This is a genomic window from Mesorhizobium sp. M7A.F.Ca.ET.027.03.2.1 (assembly GCF_003999175.1).
Taxonomy (GTDB): Bacteria; Pseudomonadota; Alphaproteobacteria; order Rhizobiales; family Rhizobiaceae; genus Mesorhizobium.
In genome coordinates this window covers 1-15,799 of sequence record NZ_RZOM01000021.1, presented here as the reverse complement: position 1 = coordinate 15,799, position 15,799 = coordinate 1, and the positions used below count along the sequence as shown (strand labels likewise).

The 15,799-nt window shown below is 63.3% G+C and carries 14 protein-coding genes and 1 pseudogene; 11 read left to right on the top strand and 4 right to left on the bottom strand.

Annotated features, from left to right (window positions below):
• On the top strand, nucleotides 1-572 hold a 572-nt coding region (gene coaA, locus EN750_RS02230), incomplete at its 5' end, for a type I pantothenate kinase (RefSeq protein WP_127395513.1).
• Here coaA and EN750_RS02225 read toward each other — a convergent pair.
• The 4 genes from EN750_RS02225 to EN750_RS02210 all read right to left on the bottom strand — a co-directional run bounded on the left by EN750_RS02225 (nucleotide 559) and on the right by EN750_RS02210 (nucleotide 4,001).
• Entirely contained in the window at nucleotides 559-1,188 is a 630-nt protein-coding gene (locus EN750_RS02225) for an alpha-ketoglutarate-dependent dioxygenase AlkB (RefSeq protein WP_127328524.1), read from the bottom strand. The genes coaA and EN750_RS02225 overlap by 14 nt on opposite strands.
• A gap of 102 nt (nucleotides 1,189-1,290) precedes the next feature.
• Nucleotides 1,291-1,764: a peptidoglycan-binding protein LysM gene (gene lysM / locus EN750_RS02220; RefSeq protein WP_127395512.1), complete on the bottom strand. Its 474-nt coding sequence runs from the start codon at nucleotides 1,762-1,764 to the stop codon at nucleotides 1,291-1,293.
• Between the two features lie 89 nt (nucleotides 1,765-1,853).
• On the bottom strand, nucleotides 1,854-2,291 hold the full coding sequence (gene arfB, locus EN750_RS02215) for an alternative ribosome rescue aminoacyl-tRNA hydrolase ArfB (RefSeq protein ID WP_023810634.1): 438 nt from the start codon (nucleotides 2,289-2,291) through the stop codon (nucleotides 1,854-1,856).
• An 84-nt stretch (nucleotides 2,292-2,375) separates the two neighbouring features.
• Nucleotides 2,376-4,001, bottom strand: a complete 1,626-nt coding sequence (locus EN750_RS02210; protein ID WP_127395511.1) for a phosphoenolpyruvate carboxykinase — start codon at nucleotides 3,999-4,001, stop codon at nucleotides 2,376-2,378.
• Between the two features lie 343 nt (nucleotides 4,002-4,344).
• On the opposite strand from EN750_RS02210, the gene EN750_RS02205 reads away from it, so the two are divergent.
• The 10 genes and pseudogenes from EN750_RS02205 to EN750_RS02155 all read left to right on the top strand — a co-directional run.
• Nucleotides 4,345-5,046, top strand: coding sequence for a response regulator transcription factor (locus EN750_RS02205; RefSeq protein WP_013528337.1), 702 nt, complete (start codon nucleotides 4,345-4,347; stop codon nucleotides 5,044-5,046).
• 142 nt (nucleotides 5,047-5,188) lie between these two features.
• Nucleotides 5,189-6,973 carry a sensor histidine kinase gene (locus EN750_RS02200; protein WP_127395510.1) on the top strand — a complete coding sequence of 595 codons (1,785 nt, stop codon included), beginning with the start codon at nucleotides 5,189-5,191 and terminating at the stop codon, nucleotides 6,971-6,973.
• A 73-nt stretch (nucleotides 6,974-7,046) separates the two neighbouring features.
• Nucleotides 7,047-7,499 carry an HPr kinase/phosphorylase gene (locus tag EN750_RS02195; RefSeq protein WP_127395509.1) on the top strand — a complete coding sequence of 151 codons (453 nt, stop codon included), beginning with the start codon at nucleotides 7,047-7,049 and terminating at the stop codon, nucleotides 7,497-7,499.
• Nucleotides 7,500-7,663: 164 nt separating this feature from the next.
• Nucleotides 7,664-8,065: a PTS sugar transporter subunit IIA gene (locus EN750_RS02185; RefSeq protein WP_010912939.1), complete on the top strand. Its 402-nt coding sequence runs from the start codon at nucleotides 7,664-7,666 to the stop codon at nucleotides 8,063-8,065.
• A complete protein-coding gene (locus EN750_RS02180) occupies nucleotides 8,062-8,358 on the top strand; it encodes an HPr family phosphocarrier protein (protein ID WP_027039963.1) in 297 nt (98 codons plus the stop codon). Before EN750_RS02185 ends, EN750_RS02180 begins: the two co-directional genes overlap by 4 nt.
• A 181-nt stretch (nucleotides 8,359-8,539) precedes the next feature.
• A complete protein-coding gene (gene ahcY / locus EN750_RS02175) occupies nucleotides 8,540-9,940 on the top strand; it encodes an adenosylhomocysteinase (protein WP_023810629.1) in 1,401 nt (466 codons plus the stop codon).
• A gap of 199 nt (nucleotides 9,941-10,139) precedes the next feature.
• Nucleotides 10,140-12,695, top strand: coding sequence for a PAS domain-containing sensor histidine kinase (locus tag EN750_RS02170; protein WP_127395508.1), 2,556 nt, complete (start codon nucleotides 10,140-10,142; stop codon nucleotides 12,693-12,695).
• Nucleotides 12,696-12,703: 8 nt separating this feature from the next.
• Nucleotides 12,704-14,209, top strand: coding sequence for a tRNA (adenosine(37)-N6)-threonylcarbamoyltransferase complex ATPase subunit type 1 TsaE (gene tsaE / locus EN750_RS02165; protein ID WP_127395507.1), 1,506 nt, complete (start codon nucleotides 12,704-12,706; stop codon nucleotides 14,207-14,209).
• 61 nt (nucleotides 14,210-14,270) lie between these two features.
• Nucleotides 14,271-14,972 carry a nucleotidyltransferase family protein gene (locus EN750_RS02160; protein WP_189526008.1) on the top strand — a complete coding sequence of 234 codons (702 nt, stop codon included), beginning with the start codon at nucleotides 14,271-14,273 and terminating at the stop codon, nucleotides 14,970-14,972.
• Nucleotides 14,969-15,799, top strand: a pseudogene (locus EN750_RS02155) (double-strand break repair protein AddB); the annotation flags it as partial. The gene EN750_RS02160 and the pseudogene EN750_RS02155, both read left to right, overlap by 4 nt.

The window sequence follows — 15,799 nt, the reverse complement described above, 5'->3', positions numbered from 1 at the left end:
GCTTCCTGCTGCCCAACGAGGTCCTGCGCCGCGAGAACCTGATGGAGCGCAAGGGTTTCCCCGACAGCTACGATGTGGGCGCGCTGCTGCGCTTCCTGTCGGGCATCAAGTCGGCGCTGCCCGATGTCCGCGCGCCGGTCTATTCGCACCTGACCTATGACGTCATTCCCGGCGAGTTCGTCACCATCGACCGGCCCGACATATTGATCTTCGAAGGCATCAATGTCCTGCAGCCCGGCAAGCTGCCGCAGGACGGCAAGATCGTCCCTTTCCTGTCGGACTTCTTCGACTTCGCCATCTACATCGATGCCGAAGAGAAGCTGATCCACAACTGGTACATTTCCCGCTTCATGCGGCTGCGTGAGACCGCCTTCCGCAACCCGGACTCCTTCTTTCACCGCTATTCGCAGCTGTCGGAGAGTTCCGCGCGCGCCATCGCCGAAGGCCTCTGGACCAACATCAATTTGAAGAATCTGCGCGAGAACATCCTGCCGACGCGGGCCCGCGCCGACTTGATCCTGCGCAAGGGCGCCGACCACCTGATCGAGGAAGTGGCGCTCAGGAAGCTGTGACGGCCGGCTCCGTCACCCGCCGCAGCGTCAGATTGATCCGCCCGCCGTTTTTCAGCAGCGCCGAGGTCGAGGGATAGATCCGATCGACGCCGTGAAAGCACAGCCGCCCCTCGCCGCCGAGCACCACGACGTCACCGCTTTGCAGCCTGAACGACTTGGTGGCGCCATCACGCGTAGTCTGGCCGACTCGGAACAAGCAGTCGTCGCCGAGCGAGACGGAGACGACCGGCGCCGAAAGATCGGTCTCGTCGCGGTCCTGATGCAGGCCCATTTTTGCGTCCGGCGTGTAGAAATTGATGAGGCATGCTTCCGGCGGGTGCGGATAGCCCGAGACCTCGCGCCACAGGTCGAGCAGCGCATCCGGAATTGGCGGCCAAGGCGCCCCGGTTACCGGATGCGCCGGCTGGTAACGATAGCCGTGCTCCTTGTCGGTGACCCAGCCGAGCGGCCCGCAATTGGTCATGCGCACGCTCATCTCCTTGCCGGTGCGCGGCATGGCCGGCACGAACAGCGGCGCCTGCTGCACGATCCGTCTCACCTCGTCGACCAGCTCTTCCTGCGCGCTGCGCGACAGGTAGGCCGGCATGTGGCGGACGCCTTTGGGCAGGACGAGCACGGATTCGATTACCTCTTGGATGGTTCGGAACCGTAAAATGTCACGATCAAATGAAAACGGCGACCCGAAAGCCGCCGCTCTTGTCGAATTGGCAGCCGCCGATCAGGCGAGGTCGGGAATGCGCAGCACCTGGCCCGGATAGATCTTGTCGGGATGGGTCAGCATCGGCTTGTTGGCCTCGAATATGACCGTGTTCTTGACGCCTTGGCCCTTGCCGTAGCTTTTCTCGGCGATCTTCCAGAGATTGTCGCCCTTCTTCACCGTGTAGAAGGTGGGCTCCCTGGCGGGGGCGGCGGCCGTGCCAGGTGCTGGCGCGACCTGCAATTCGTCCGCCTGCACTTTGGAGACGCCGAGCGTGTTGCCGACGGCGATGACCGCCTTCTCGAAGATCGACTGGTCCTTGACCACACCCTTCAGCACCGCCGTGTCGCCCGTGACGACGACCTGGACGCCATCGGTGCCGAGCTTGTGCGAATCGAGCTCCTTCTTGAGTGTGTCGGCCGTGGGTGCGGCTTCGTCGTCACCGCCGATGCCCAGTTTCTTGCCGACGCTCTTGACGAAATCGAACATGCCCATCCTTGGGTCTCCCTTGCTAATGGCAATGGTTGAACTTTGCATCTGCGGTCCAAAATGGGAAGTCGTTTTGCGCGTGATTGGTGTGGTGCTTAATCGTTCTCCACCCGGCCGCGCAGCTTCTTGATCGTGCCGCGCCCGGCCTTGCTCTTCAGCCGCCGTTCCACGGCACCCTTCGACGGCCGTGTCTTCTTGCGCGGCGGCGGTGGCGGTTCGGCGGCCTTGGCGACCAATGCCGTCAGCCGTGCCCGCGCATCGGCTCGGTTCTGTTCCTGGGTGCGGAAGCGGCCTGCCTCGATGACGATGACACCGTCCTTGGTGGCACGCTGGCCGGCAAGCTTGATCGTCCGCTCGCGCACGCGCTCCGACAGACCCGTTGCGTTGGCCGCGTCGAAGCGCAGTTGCACCGCCGTCGCCACCTTGTTGACGTTCTGGCCGCCGGGACCGGACGAGCGGATGAAATCCTCGTGCAGGTCGCCCGGATGGATCACCGCATCGCCTGATATGATGATGTTGTCGTCGCTCGCCATGCCGCAGTCATGGCGCGGCGGATCGAAAAAGAAAAGGCCCGATCGAACCGGGCCTTTTAACGAAAGCTGAACCCTGTGGTGCGATTACTCTGCCGCTTCCTGCATGCGCGGCGCGGCGCCCAGCACCACGGCATCGACATGGCTTTCGAATTTCTCGAAATTGACGGCGAACATGCCGACCAGCCTTGCCGCCTGCCGGTCGTAGCCGGCCTTGTCGGCCCAGGTCGCCCGGGGGTCCAGAATCATCGGGTCGAGAATGGCGCTGTCGACGCCAGGCACAGCCACCGGCACCTCGAAACCGAAATGAGGGTCGGTGCGGAACTCGGCCGTCTTCAACGAGCCGTCAAGTGCGGCGGCAAGCAAGGCGCGCGTCGCCTTGATCGGCATGCGCTTGCCGCTGCCGTAGGCGCCGCCGGTCCAGCCGGTATTGACCAGCCAGCAATCGGCGCCGTGGCGGGCAATCAGCTCGCGCAGCAGATTGCCGTATTCGGAAGGGTGGCGCGGCATGAACGGCGCACCGAAACAGGTCGAAAACGTCGCTTCGGGCTCGGTCACGCCCTTTTCGGTTCCGGCCACCTTGGCGGTGTAGCCGGACAGGAAATGATACATCGCCTGCGCCGGGGTCAGCCGCGCGATCGGCGGCATCACGCCGAACGCATCGGCGGTCAGCATGATGATGTTGTTGGGATGGTTGGCGCGGCCGGTCTTGCTGGCATTGGGGATGAAGTCCAGCGGGTAGGCGCAGCGTGTGTTCTCGGTCAGTCTTCCGTCGTTGAAATCCGGCACGCCATCAGCGTCGAGCACGACATTTTCCAGCACCGTGCCGAAGCGCTGCGTGGTGGCGAAGATTTCCGGCTCGGCTTCCGCCGACAGCTTGATCGTCTTGGCGTAGCAGCCGCCTTCGAAATTGAAGATGCCGTGCGGTCCCCAGCCATGCTCGTCGTCGCCGATCAACGTGCGCGAGGGATCGGCCGAGAGCGTCGTCTTGCCGGTGCCCGACAGGCCGAAGAAGATGGCGGCGTCGCCGGCCGCACCCTCATTGGCCGAGCAATGCATCGGCATCACGCCTTTCGCCGGCAGCAGATAGTTGAGCATGGTGAACACCGACTTCTTCATCTCGCCGGCATAGGAGGTGCCGCCGATCAGCACGATCTTGCGCGAAAGATCGACGGCGATCACCGTTTCGGTGCGGCTGCCGTGACGAAGGGGATCGGCGCGGAAGGACGGCAGGTCGATGATTGTCATCTCAGGCACGAACTGTTCGAGTTCGGCGGCATCCGGACGGATCAGCAGATTGCGGATGAACAGCGAGTGCCAGGCAAATTCGGTGATCACCCTGGTCGGCAGCCTCGACTCCGCATCGGCGCCGCCGACCAGATCCTGGACGTATAGATCCTTGTCCGCGGCATGCGCCTGGAAATCGGCGAGCAGCGTGTCGAACTGGGCCGGCGAGATCGCCTTGTTGTTGTCCCACCAGACATGTGGTTCGGTGGCGCCATCGCGGACGACGAACTTGTCCTTGGGCGAGCGGCCGGTGTGCTGTCCGGTCTCGGCGACCAGCGCGCCATGTGCGGTCAAGCGGGCTTCGCCGCGCCGGATCGATTCCTCATAAAGGGCAGCCGCACCGAAATTATAGCGCACCACGCCGGTGGTTTTCAGGCCGATATGATCGATCGCGCAGGCGGAATTGCGTTTGCCGACTTCCGACATCGAGTGTCCCTCTTGGATTTGCCGCATCTTTGCCGGCACGTTTCCAGCACGCCCACTACGCGGGCTGAGATGGTCAGAACCAGAAAAGGCAAATGATATCAAATCATTAATCGATTTAAATATTTTGAAAGTTGTTTAAATCGTTTATATGTGCAAAAAGTTTCGCGGTTGCCCAAAGGATTGGCGATGTACGTTCGTCCAATCCATGTCGAGGTAGGATTGTGGCCGCCGGCATGCCGCGCGTGACAGCGGACAAGGCCTATGCCACATTTTGTACCTAATTTGTCCTGCAAAAGCCCCTTCTCTACGACAGAAGGGACAGCTCATGAGGGAGCCGCTTGAAATGGCAACAATCGCGCTTGTCGATGACGACCGCAACATTCTGACATCGGTGTCGATCGCCCTGGAATCCGAGGGGTATCGCGTCGAGACCTACACGGATGGTGCGTCGGCGCTAGAAGGCCTGGCGGCACGCCCGCCGAACCTTGCCATCCTCGACATCAAGATGCCGCGCATGGACGGCATGGAACTGCTGCGCCGGATGCGCCAGAAGTCAGACCTGCCGGTGATCTTCCTGACCTCCAAGGACGACGAGATCGATGAATTGTTCGGCCTCAAGATGGGCGCCGACGATTTCATCCGCAAACCCTTCTCGCAGCGCCTGCTGGTCGAGCGGGTGCGCGCCGTGCTGCGCCGCGCCAGTGCCCGCGAGGCTGCCGCCAAGACGCCAAGCCAGCAGGCCCGCTCGCTCGAGCGCGGCCAGCTCGTCATGGACCAGGAGCGCCACACCTGCACCTGGAAAGGCGAGCCGGTGACGCTCACCGTCACCGAGTTCCTGATCCTGCATTCGCTGGCGCAGCGTCCCGGTGTCGTAAAAAGCCGTGATGCGCTGATGGATTCGGCCTATGATGAACAGGTCTATGTCGACGATCGCACCATCGACAGCCACATCAAGCGGCTGCGCAAGAAGTTCAAGGCCGTCGACGACGACTTCGAGATGATCGAAACCCTTTACGGAGTCGGATACCGGTTCCGCGAAGCGTAATGATGCATGTCGCTCAAAAGTGGTCCCGGTTTTGGGATGCCGACATGCATCAAAGCAAGGTAATCCATGTCGCCCAAAAGTGGTCCCGGTTTTGGGACAACGACATGCATCAGGCCAAGGACTAGGCGGGAGCTGCTATTCGATGGCAGTGGAAGCACAGCGAACAAGACCGGCGGGCGCCTCCAGGCGGCCGTCGCGGATCATGCCGTCCTTCGTCTCGAAGATCACGGTGCCGATGCGCCGCTTCCTTGGCCATCATATCTTTTCCAGCCTGACGCGGCGTATCCTGTTCCTCAACCTTGCCGGCCTCGCCGTCCTGGTGACCGGCATCCTCTATCTCAACACCTTCCGAGACGGGCTGATCGACGCCCGCGTCGAAAGCCTGATGACCCAGGGCGAGATCATCGCCGGTGCGATCGCCGCGTCGGCGACGGTCGAGACGGATTCGATCAGCATCGACCCGGAAAAGCTGCTTGAACTGCAGGCCGGCGAAAGCCTGGGGCCGGGCTCCGACCAGCTCGACAATCTCGACTTCCCGATCAACCCGGAGCGCGTCGCCCCGGTGCTGCGAAGGCTGATCTCGCCGACCAGGACCCGCGCCCGCATCTATGACCGCGACGCCAATCTGCTGCTCGATTCACGCCACCTCTATTCGCGTGGCCAGATCCTGCGCTACGACCTGCCGCCGGTCGAGGAGGAAGAGCCCGATCTGGTCGAGCGCATCCAGAAATTCGTCTTCGACTTCTTCCGCAACACCGAGCTGCCGGTCTATCACGAGCAGCCGGGCGGCAATGGCGCCGCTTTCCCGGAAGTGGTCAAGGCTCTCACCGGCAGCCCGTCGACCATCGTGCGCGTCAGCGAGCAGGGCGAGCAGATCGTTTCGGTGGCGGTGCCGATCCAGCGCTTTCGTGCTGTTCTGGGCGTGCTGATGCGGTCGACCGAAGGCGGCGACATCGACAAGATCGTCGCTGCCGAGCGCAAGGCGATCCTGCGCGTCTTCGGTATCGCGGCGCTTGTCACCGCCATCCTGTCGATGCTGCTTGCCTCCACCATCGCCAATCCGCTGCGCCGGCTGTCGGCGGCGGCGGTGCGGGTGCGGCGCGGCGTCAAGAGCCGTGAGGAAATTCCCGATTTTTCCGACCGTCAGGACGAGATCGGCAATCTGTCGATCGCCATACGCGACATGACCAACGCGCTCTACGCCCGCATCGAGGCGATCGAAAGCTTCGCGGCCGATGTCTCGCACGAACTGAAGAACCCGCTGACGTCGCTGCGCAGCGCGGTGGAAACCTTGCCGCTGGCCAAGAACGACGATTCGCGCGGCCGGCTGATGGATATCATCCAGCACGATGTCAGGCGGCTGGACCGGCTCATCACCGATATTTCCGACGCATCGCGCCTGGACGCGGAACTCGCGCGTGAAGATGCGGGGACGGTTGACCTGAAGAAATTCATCACCGATCTGGTCGCCGTTTCGCGCGAAGCGACGCGTAACAAGAAGGCGGTCGAGATCGAGTTCAAGGCCGCCAAACTGCCGCAGGGCGTCAACGGCTACGTCGTCGTCGGGCATGATCTGCGCATCGGCCAGGTCATCACCAATTTGATCGAGAACGCCCGTTCCTTCGTTCCCGAGGATCATGGCCACATCAGCCTGTCGCTGGCGCGTGCCGGCAAGTTCAACATCGTCACCATCGATGACAATGGCCCCGGCATCCGGGCCGACAACATCGACCGCATCTTCGAGCGCTTCTACACGGACCGGCCGGCCGGCGAGGCATTCGGCCAGAATTCGGGCCTTGGCCTGTCGATATCCAGGCAGATCGTCGAAGCCCATGGCGGCACGCTGACCGCCGAGAACATCCCCGGCACCAAACCCGGCGAGATCAAGGGCGCGCGTTTCGTGGTCACGTTGCCGGCCGAAGCATGATCCCGAAAAATGGGAATCGGTTTTCTCGGACGAACGGTTTCGTTCGTCCAGAGTTCATGCTTCATTTAAAGGCATGATCGTGCAGCCTGAAAACATTCACGCGACAATGGTTTTGATCGGCGAGCGCGGCATTCTCGTCACCGGAGCCTCCGGTTCGGGCAAGACGACGCTGGCGCTGGCCCTCCTCGATCATTGTCGCCAGCGCGGCCTGTTCTCGCGGCTCGTCGGTGACGATCAGCTCTTTGTCGAGGCGCATGCCGGGCGGCTTCTCTGCCGCGCTCCCGCCACCATAGAAGGCCTCGTCGAGGTGCCTGGGCTCGGGCCGCGAGCGGTGCCGTTCGAGCCCGCCGCCATTGTCGACTTGCATGTCCGCCTGACGCCGGCCGGTGAAACGGCACGCTTTCAGGAGGATGCCGACACCAGCATCGCCGGCTGTCGGGTGCCGCGCATCGATGCGGTCGAACGCAACGTCGCTGCCGCCTTGCCGGTCGTGATGGCGCGGCTGTCGATCGCGCCTTTTCTATGATCCGTTCCGGGTTTTTTGCTGCAATGCGTCAAAATGGCATGTGCCTGCGCAATTTTGGGCTTGTCAACGGGCCGTGCGTCGACAAGATAGCGCTCCCGCCGCCTGGATTGGCTGGCGAGCATAAAATGCGCCTGTGAAGCGGCGATGACGGGAGCCACCAAAGAATGATCGGACTCGTGCTTGTAACGCACGGTCAACTGGCCACCGAGTTCCGACATGCCGTCGAACATGTCGTCGGGCCACAAGACAATTTCGAAACCGTGGCGATCGGTGCCGACGACGATATGGAGCAGCGTCGCCGCGACATCGTCGACGCTGTTGCCCGTGTCGATACCGGGGCGGGCGTTATCGTGCTGACCGACATGTTCGGCGGCACGCCCTCCAACCTTGCCATCTCGGTGATGGAATCCGGCCGCACCGAGGTGATCGCCGGCATGAACCTGCCGATGCTGATCAAGCTCTCCTCGATCCGCAAGGGCGACAATATGGCCGCCGCGCTCGATGAGGCTCAGGCCGCCGGCCGCAAATACATCAATGTCGCCAGCCAGCTCCTGAGCAGCAAATGACCGCGCTGTCCCCGGAAAAAGACCAAATTGTCCGGGATTTTCCCATCATCAACCAACGTGGCCTTCATGCGCGCGCTTCGGCGAAGTTTGTCCAGCTGGCCAGCGGCTTCGATGCCTCGGTGCATGTCGAGAAGGATGGCGTCAAGGTCGGCGGCACCTCGATCATGGGCCTGATGATGCTGGCGGCAAGCCCCGGCTATTCGATCCGCGTCACCGCGAGCGGGCCGGAAGCCCGGCAGGTCATCGACGCCCTGGAGCAGCTGGTGGCGTCCCGCTTTGGCGAGGAATGCTGATCAGGTAGAGCGCCGATGCGTGTCTGAGAGACATGCAGGGATAAAGATTTCTTTATATCCCATTGTCGTCCTTGCTCCGATCTGCTAGTCAGGCCGGCAATTCGCGCCCTTCGACGCGCCGACCGGCGCGGGCGTGCCCGCAACAAATTCGCAAGCACAACATTCGCATCGGAGTACTGCCATGACGGGTAGCAAGGACTATGTGGTCGCCGACATCTCGCTTGCCGGCTGGGGCCGCAAGGAACTCGAGATCGCCGAAACCGAAATGCCGGGCCTGATGGCCTGCCGTGAGGAATTCGGTCCCAAGCAGCCGCTCAAGGGCGCGCGCATCACCGGCTCGCTGCACATGACGATCCAGACGGCGGTGCTGATCGAGACGCTGAAGGAGCTGGGCGCCGATATCCGCTGGGCCTCCTGCAACATCTTCTCGACCCAGGACCATGCGGCCGCGGCCATCGCCGAAGCCGGCATCCCGGTGTTCGCCGTCAAGGGCGAGTCGCTCGAGGAGTATTGGGACTACACCGACAAGATCTTCCAGTGGGCCGACGGCGGCCTCTCCAACATGATCCTCGATGATGGCGGCGATGCCACCATGTACATCCTGATCGGCGCCCGCGCCGAGGCCGGCGAGGATGTGCTGTCCAACCCGCAGAGCGAGGAAGAGGAATACTTCTACGCCCAGGTCAAGAAGCGCCTGAAGGCTTCGCCCGGCTTCTTCACCAAGCAGAAGGCGGCGATCCGCGGCGTCACCGAAGAGACGACCACCGGCGTCAACCGGCTCTATCAGCTGCAGAAGAAGGGCCTGCTGCCCTTCCCCGCCATCAACGTCAACGACTCGGTCACCAAGTCGAAGTTCGACAACAAATATGGCTGCAAGGAATCGCTGGTCGACGGCATCCGTCGCGGCACCGACACGATGATGGCCGGCAAGGTCGCTGTCGTGTGCGGTTATGGCGACGTCGGCAAGGGCTCGTCGGCCTCGCTCAAGGGCGCCGGCGCCCGCGTCAAGGTCACCGAGGTCGATCCGATTTGCGCGCTGCAGGCGGCGATGGACGGGTTTGAAGTCGTCACGCTGGAAGATGCGGCCCCCACCGCCGACATCGTCATCACCACCACCGGCAACAAGGATGTCGTCACCCTCGACCATATGCGCTCGATGAAGGACATGGTCATCGTCGGCAACATCGGCCACTTCGACAATGAGATCCAGGTCGCCGCGCTGCGCAATTTGAAATGGACCAACGTCAAGCCGCAGGTCGACATGATCACCTTCGCGGACGGCAAGCGGATGATCCTTTTGTCGGAAGGGCGGCTGCTCAATCTCGGCAACGCCACAGGCCACCCGAGCTTCGTCATGTCGGCATCCTTCACCAACCAGGTGCTGGCGCAGATCGAACTCTACACCAAGCCCGGCCAGTACGAGAACCAGGTCTATGTCCTGCCCAAGCATCTCGACGAAAAGGTCGCGCGCCTGCATCTCGACAAGCTCGGCGCCCGTCTGACCGAACTGTCGGGTGAACAAGCCGCCTATATCGGCGTCACGCCGCAGGGCCCGTTCAAGCCGGAACACTACCGCTATTAACCAAAGCTAAAATTACTACCAGATATTGAGGTCGGGCGATTGACTTTTCGCCCGGCCTTATTTTTGCGCGCCATCAGCCTTCACGGCGATTCGGCGAGGGGTTATTGTCAGGTGATTCGGCGATGCTTCCAGCCCGAGAGGGTCAAGAGAGGCACGCATCAGGGCGGTCTTGCATTCAGGCGGCGGAGAGGACCAAGACATGCCGGGGCAACACCCGCACAGAGCGGGACGGGCCGTTTCCGGCGGCCATGACGATTCGGGGATTGCTGGCTCCGCCCTGGAAGGCGGGAGCCTGTCCTGGCGCGCCCGTGCGTCGACATTCCTTGCCACCTCCGCGCTCGCGGGCCCCTTGGCTGGCGCCGTCGCGCATGCCGAAACCGCTGCTGCCAGCGTCGCGGGACTGTCGGTGAGCGCCATCGAGGTCATGCAGCTTGCCGTGTTCGTCGGCGTGACGGGTGCCGCACTGATATCGGCCATCGTTCTCATCCGCGAAAGAGCCCGCACCTCGGCGGAGAATGTCGAACTCAGGAGCCGCCTCGCCGACATCAACGCGGCGCTCCGCCGCTCCGAGGCGCTGCTCAATCTGCGCGACCAGCGCGTGGTCGTCTGGGCCGCGGAAAACAAGAAGCCCGAGCTTATCGGCACATTGCCCGTCGAAAGCGGCGCTCCCGAGGATAGGGCCGCTTTTCTCGCTTTCGGCCGCTGGCTGATGCCGCGTTCGGCGGCGGCACTCGAACATGCCGTCGCGGGATTGCGCGAGAAGGCCAAACCCTTCGACCTCGTCATCGAATCGCAGGCCGGCGCGCCGCTCGAAGTGCATGGCCGCAAGAGTGCCGCGCATGTGCTCGTGCGTTTCGTCTCGCTCTCGGAGACGCAGCGCAGCCAGGCCAGGCTGAAGATCGAGAACCAGCGGCTGGCCGCCGACCACGACACGATGATCGGCCTGCTCGACGCGCTGAACATGCCGGCGTGGCTCCGCGGCGAGGATGGCGGGCTGAAGTGGGTCAACCGCGCCTATGCCGATGCCGTCGAAGCCGAAAATGCCGAAGCCGCGGTCCGGGAGAAAAAAGAGTTCCTCGGCGGCCAGGCGCGCGATGCGATTGCCACCCAGCACAAGACGCATCCGGTTTTCGAGCAGTCGCTGTCCACCGTGATCGAAGGTGACCGCCGTGTGTTCGCGGTCACCGATTTTGCCGGCAGCGATGGCTCGGCCGGCCTTGCCTGCGATACCAGCGCCATCGAGACCGTTCGCGGCGAATACGAACGAACCGTCAGGAGCCACGCCGACACGCTCGACCAGCTCAACACGGCAGTCGCCATTTTCGACACCGACGAGAAGCTGCGGTTCTTCAATCAAGCCTTCCAGAAGCTTTGGGGGCTGGACGCCGGCTTCCTGCACAGCGCACCCGACAATGCCTTGCTGCTCGACCGGCTGCGCAGCGAGGGCAAGATCGCCGAACAGCCTGAATGGCGTCGCTGGAAGGAAGGCCTGCTCGGCGCCTATCGCGCCGTCGAATCCCAGGAACATTGGTGGCATCTGCCGGACGGCAAGACCATTCGCGTCGTCGCCAATCCGCAGCCCAAGGGCGGCGTGACCTGGGTGTTCGAGAACCTGACCGAGAAGATGGACCTGGAAAGCCGCTACCAGACAGCCGTGCGGGTTCAGGGCGAGACGCTCGACAATCTTGCCGAAGGCGTGGCGGTGTTCGGACCCGACGGCAGGCTCCGGCTGTCGAATCCTGCCTTTGCCACTCTCTGGGGATTGAGCGGTGAAGCGGCCAAGCCCAGTGTCCACGTGTCGACGATACGCGACCTCTGCGACCGGCAGGCCGCGGACAGCCCCTGGCCCAGCTTCGTTGCCGCCATCACCGGCTTTGACGACGAGCGCCGCGACCGCCACGGACAGACCGAGCTCAACAACGGCAATGTGCTGAGTTACGCCATGATCCCGCTGCCCAACGGGCAGGTGATGATGACCTTCGTCGACGTGACCGACAGCGTCCATGTCGAGCGGGCGCTGAAGGACAAGAACGAGGCGCTGCAAAAATCCGACCAGCTCAAGAACGAATTCGTCCAGCACGTCTCCTATGAACTGCGTTCGCCGCTGACCAACATCATCGGCTTCACCGAACTCCTGTCGCAGCCCACGACCGGTCCGCTGACGCAGAAGCAGCGCGAATATGTCGAGCATGTCAGCTCGTCCTCCTCGGTCCTGCTCACCATCGTCAACGACATACTCGACCTGGCGACGGTGGACGCCGGCATCATGCAGCTCGACATTTCCGAGGTGCAGGTCGATCGCACCATCGCCGCTGCGGCCGAACTGGTGGCCGACCGGCTGGAAGAGCATTCGATCAGTCTCCAGGTGGACGCCATCGCGGCGCCGAAGACGTTTCACGGCGATGAGGTCCGCGTCCGCCAGATCCTCTACAATCTGCTCAGCAACGCCGCCAATTACGCCCCGGAAGCCAGCATCATCCGGCTCACATGCCGCCATCTGGCGGATGGGGTGGAATTCTCGGTTCATGACGATGGTCCCGGCATGCCGCCGGATGTGCTCGATTCGGTGTTCCGCCGTTTCGAGCCGCGCGCCAATGGCGGCCGTCGCCGCGGTGCCGGTCTCGGCCTGTCGATCGTCAAGAGCTTTGTCGAGCTGCATGGCGGCAGCGTTCGCATCGAAACCGGCAAGGACAAGGGCACGACCGTCATCTGCACCTTTCCCGACATGCCGGGCATCCGCGCCGCGGCCGAGTAGCGCGCTCGATGACGGGATTGCTGCTGGAGCGTTCACTCGCCGACGAGACACAGACAGCACGGCTGGGCGAAGATCTGGCGCTGTCGCTGCGCCCGGGTGATGTGCTTGCCCTCAAGGGCGATCTCGGCGTCGGCAAGTCGACGCTGGCGCGCGCCTTGATCAGGGCTTTGGCCGACGATGCCGGCCTCGACGTTCCGAGCCCGACCTTCACGCTGGTGCAGAGCTACGACACCCGCATTCCGGTCCATCATTTCGATCTATACCGCCTGTCCTCGGCGGACGAGCTCGATGAGCTTGGGTTCGACGAAGCCCTGGCGCAGGGTGCTGCTTTGGTCGAATGGCCGGAGCGGGCGGAAGCCCATCTGCCGAAAACCACGATCCTGATCGAGCTCGTCCAGCATGGCGATGGCCGGTTGGCGAGATTGTCGGGGCAGGGCGCTGCCTTCGATCGGGCGGCACGGTCACTGGCCATGCGCGACTTTCTCGTGAACGCAGGCTGGGGGGAAGCGCAGCGCCGCCATTTCATCGGCGATGCTTCAGCCCGCTCCTATGAGATCGTTTCGCTGCCGGACCAGAAGCCGCAAGTGCTGATGAACTCGCCACGGCTGGTGCTCGGTGCGCCGGTTCGCGACGGCAAGCCCTATGCCGAGATCGCGCACACCGCCCAGTCGGTCTCCGCTTTCGTCGCCATCGACCGCGCCTTGAAGGCAGGCGGCGTCAGCGTTCCGGAGATCCATGCCGAGGATCAGGAGCAAGGCTTCCTTTTGCTCGAACATCTTGGTTCGGAAGGGTTTCTCGACATTGATGGCCAGCCGCTGCCCGAGCGCTGTGCGGTGGCGGCTGAGCTGCTGGCCATGATGCACGGCAGGGCCTGGCCGCAGCGCCTGGAAACAGGGCACGGCGGCTTCCACGAGGTGCCGCCTTTCGACCGCGACGCCATGATGATCGAAGCCGATCTGCTGGTCGACTGGTACGTGCCGGCAATCACTGGCGCTCCGGCAAGCGAGAGCTTGCGCGCCGGTTACCACAAGCAATGGAATGCGCTCCTCGACCGGCTGCAAGGCCGCGAGGTCACGCTGATGCTGCGCGACTTCCATTCGCCAAACATCATCTGGCGCGGCGACCGTTCCGGGCATGATCGGCTAGGCATCGTCGATTTCCAGGATGCGCTGATCGGCCCTTGCGCCTATGACGTCGCCTCGCTCGCCATGGACGCGCGTGTTACGATGTCGCCCGAGATCGAGAAACAGACGCTGGATGCCTATGTCGCGGCGCGCCACGCAGCTGGGGCTTTCGACGAGGCAAGCTTCCTGGAATCCTACGCCATTATGGCGGCGCAGCGAAACTCCAAGATCCTCGGCATCTTCGTCCGCCTCGAAAAACGCGACGGCAAGCCCTATTATCTGAAGCACCTGCCGCGCATCCGCGATTATCTGCGCCGGGCCCTGTCTCATCCGGCGTTGGCAAGCCTGCGCGAGTTCTACGACGCAAATGGACTGCTGGAGGAACGGTGACTTGGAAGTAATCGATCTGGGTCTGAAGAAACTGGATGGGCGGCTGGTGCCAACGACGGCCATGGTGCTCGCGGCCGGCCTTGGCAAGCGCATGCGGCCAATCACCGACACGATCCCCAAGCCTTTGGTCAAAATCGCCGGCAAAACCTTGCTCGACCGAGGCCTGGACAGCCTGGCCGAGGCCGGCGTCAAGAAAGCCGTCGTCAACGTCCATCATCTGTCGCAACAGGTCGTAGCTCATGTCGCCGAACGCAACACCCCAAGAATTGTCATTTCCGATGAAGGCAGTGGCCTACTTGATTCCGCCGGTGGCATCGTCAAGGCGCTACCAAACCTAGGGGTACGTTTCTACGTACTCAACGCCGATACATTCTGGATAGAGAGCGGCGTATCTAACCTTCTCCGTCTTGCCCATGCATGGAATGGCGCAAAGATGGATATCTTACTGATGCTGGCCAACCTCCATCAAGCAACCGGACACTGCGGCAGCACCGATTTCCTGATGGCGCCGGGTGGCGGCTTGCGGCGTTCGAAAGGCGATCCGGCGGGGCTGATCTATGCCGGTGCCGCGATCGTCCACCGACGTCTGTTCAAGGGCGCACCGGCCGGGCCGCATTCGCTCAACGCCTATTTCGATTCCGCCATCGCCGCAGGGCGCCTGTTCGGCATGCCCATGCATGGCCACTGGATCACTGTCGGCACGCCCGATGCCGTACCGCTCGCGGAAGCGGCGGTCGCCGGTGTGCTCATCGAGTCGCAATGAGCGGCTCCAGCCGCGTTTTCTCGATCCCGCCCGGAGCGCCGTTTCTGCCGACGCTTGCCGAGGCGCTGCTTGCCGGTCGTCTTGTTCCGGGTTTTCGATTTGACGGCGAACCGCTCGCTTTGGCCGATGTCACGATCTATGTGCCGACACGCCGTGCCGCGCGTGCCTTGCGGGGTGTCTTCGTCGACAGCCTCGCGGCACGCGGCGGCGGCGGCTCGGCAATCCTGCCGGTCATCCGGCCACTCGGCGAGTTTGACGAGGATGAGGCCGCGTTCGAGACCGAGGCATCGGCAGCCATCGATCTCGCGCCGCCGATTTCGGCAACCGAACGCCTGTTGCTGCTGACGCCGCTGGTGCGCGCCTGGAAACGCCGGCTGCCGGCGCATGTTGCCGCCCTTTTCGCCGAGGAGATCGTCATCCCGGCTTCCACGGCCGATGCGATCTGGCTGGCGCGCGATCTCGCCCGGCTGATGGACGAGATCGAGACGGAAGGCACCGACTGGGCCAAGCTCACCGATCTGGTGACCGGCAACCTTGCCGGATGGTGGCAGGTGACGCTCGAATTCCTCGGCATCGTCACCGAAGCCTGGCCGAAATTCCTCGCGGAAAGCGACCGCTCCAATCCGGCCGCGCATCGCAGCGCGCTGATCCGCGCCGAGGCGGCGCGGCTGCTGCGCAATCCGCCCGCTGGCCCCGTTATCGCCGCGGGCTCGACCGGGTCGATACCCGCCACGGCCGAACTGCTTGCCGCCATCGCGCGCCTGCCCGGCGGCGCCATCGTGCTGCCCGGTCTCGACCGGACGCTGGACGAAGCGTCGTTCCAGGCG

Bases quoted from the DNA above. Each gene is read 5' to 3' on its own strand.
- lysM (WP_127395512.1), bottom strand. From the start codon at position 1,764: ATGGGCATGTTCGATTTCGTCAAGAGCGTCGGCAAGAAACTGGGCATC.
- arfB (WP_023810634.1), bottom strand. From the start codon at position 2,291: ATGGCGAGCGACGACAACATCATCATATCAGGCGATGCGGTGATCCAT.
- EN750_RS02210 (WP_127395511.1), bottom strand. From the start codon at position 4,001: ATGTCGGAAGTCGGCAAACGCAATTCCGCCTGCGCGATCGATCATATC.
- EN750_RS02205 (WP_013528337.1), top strand. From the start codon at position 4,345: ATGGCAACAATCGCGCTTGTCGATGACGACCGCAACATTCTGACATCG.
- EN750_RS02200 (WP_127395510.1), top strand. From the start codon at position 5,189: ATGGCAGTGGAAGCACAGCGAACAAGACCGGCGGGCGCCTCCAGGCGG.
- EN750_RS02195 (WP_127395509.1), top strand. From the start codon at position 7,047: ATGATCGTGCAGCCTGAAAACATTCACGCGACAATGGTTTTGATCGGC.
- EN750_RS02185 (WP_010912939.1), top strand. From the start codon at position 7,664: ATGATCGGACTCGTGCTTGTAACGCACGGTCAACTGGCCACCGAGTTC.
- EN750_RS02180 (WP_027039963.1), top strand. From the start codon at position 8,062: ATGACCGCGCTGTCCCCGGAAAAAGACCAAATTGTCCGGGATTTTCCC.
- ahcY (WP_023810629.1), top strand. From the start codon at position 8,540: ATGACGGGTAGCAAGGACTATGTGGTCGCCGACATCTCGCTTGCCGGC.
- EN750_RS02170 (WP_127395508.1), top strand. From the start codon at position 10,140: ATGCCGGGGCAACACCCGCACAGAGCGGGACGGGCCGTTTCCGGCGGC.
- tsaE (WP_127395507.1), top strand. From the start codon at position 12,704: ATGACGGGATTGCTGCTGGAGCGTTCACTCGCCGACGAGACACAGACA.
- EN750_RS02160 (WP_189526008.1), top strand. From the start codon at position 14,271: ATGGTGCTCGCGGCCGGCCTTGGCAAGCGCATGCGGCCAATCACCGAC.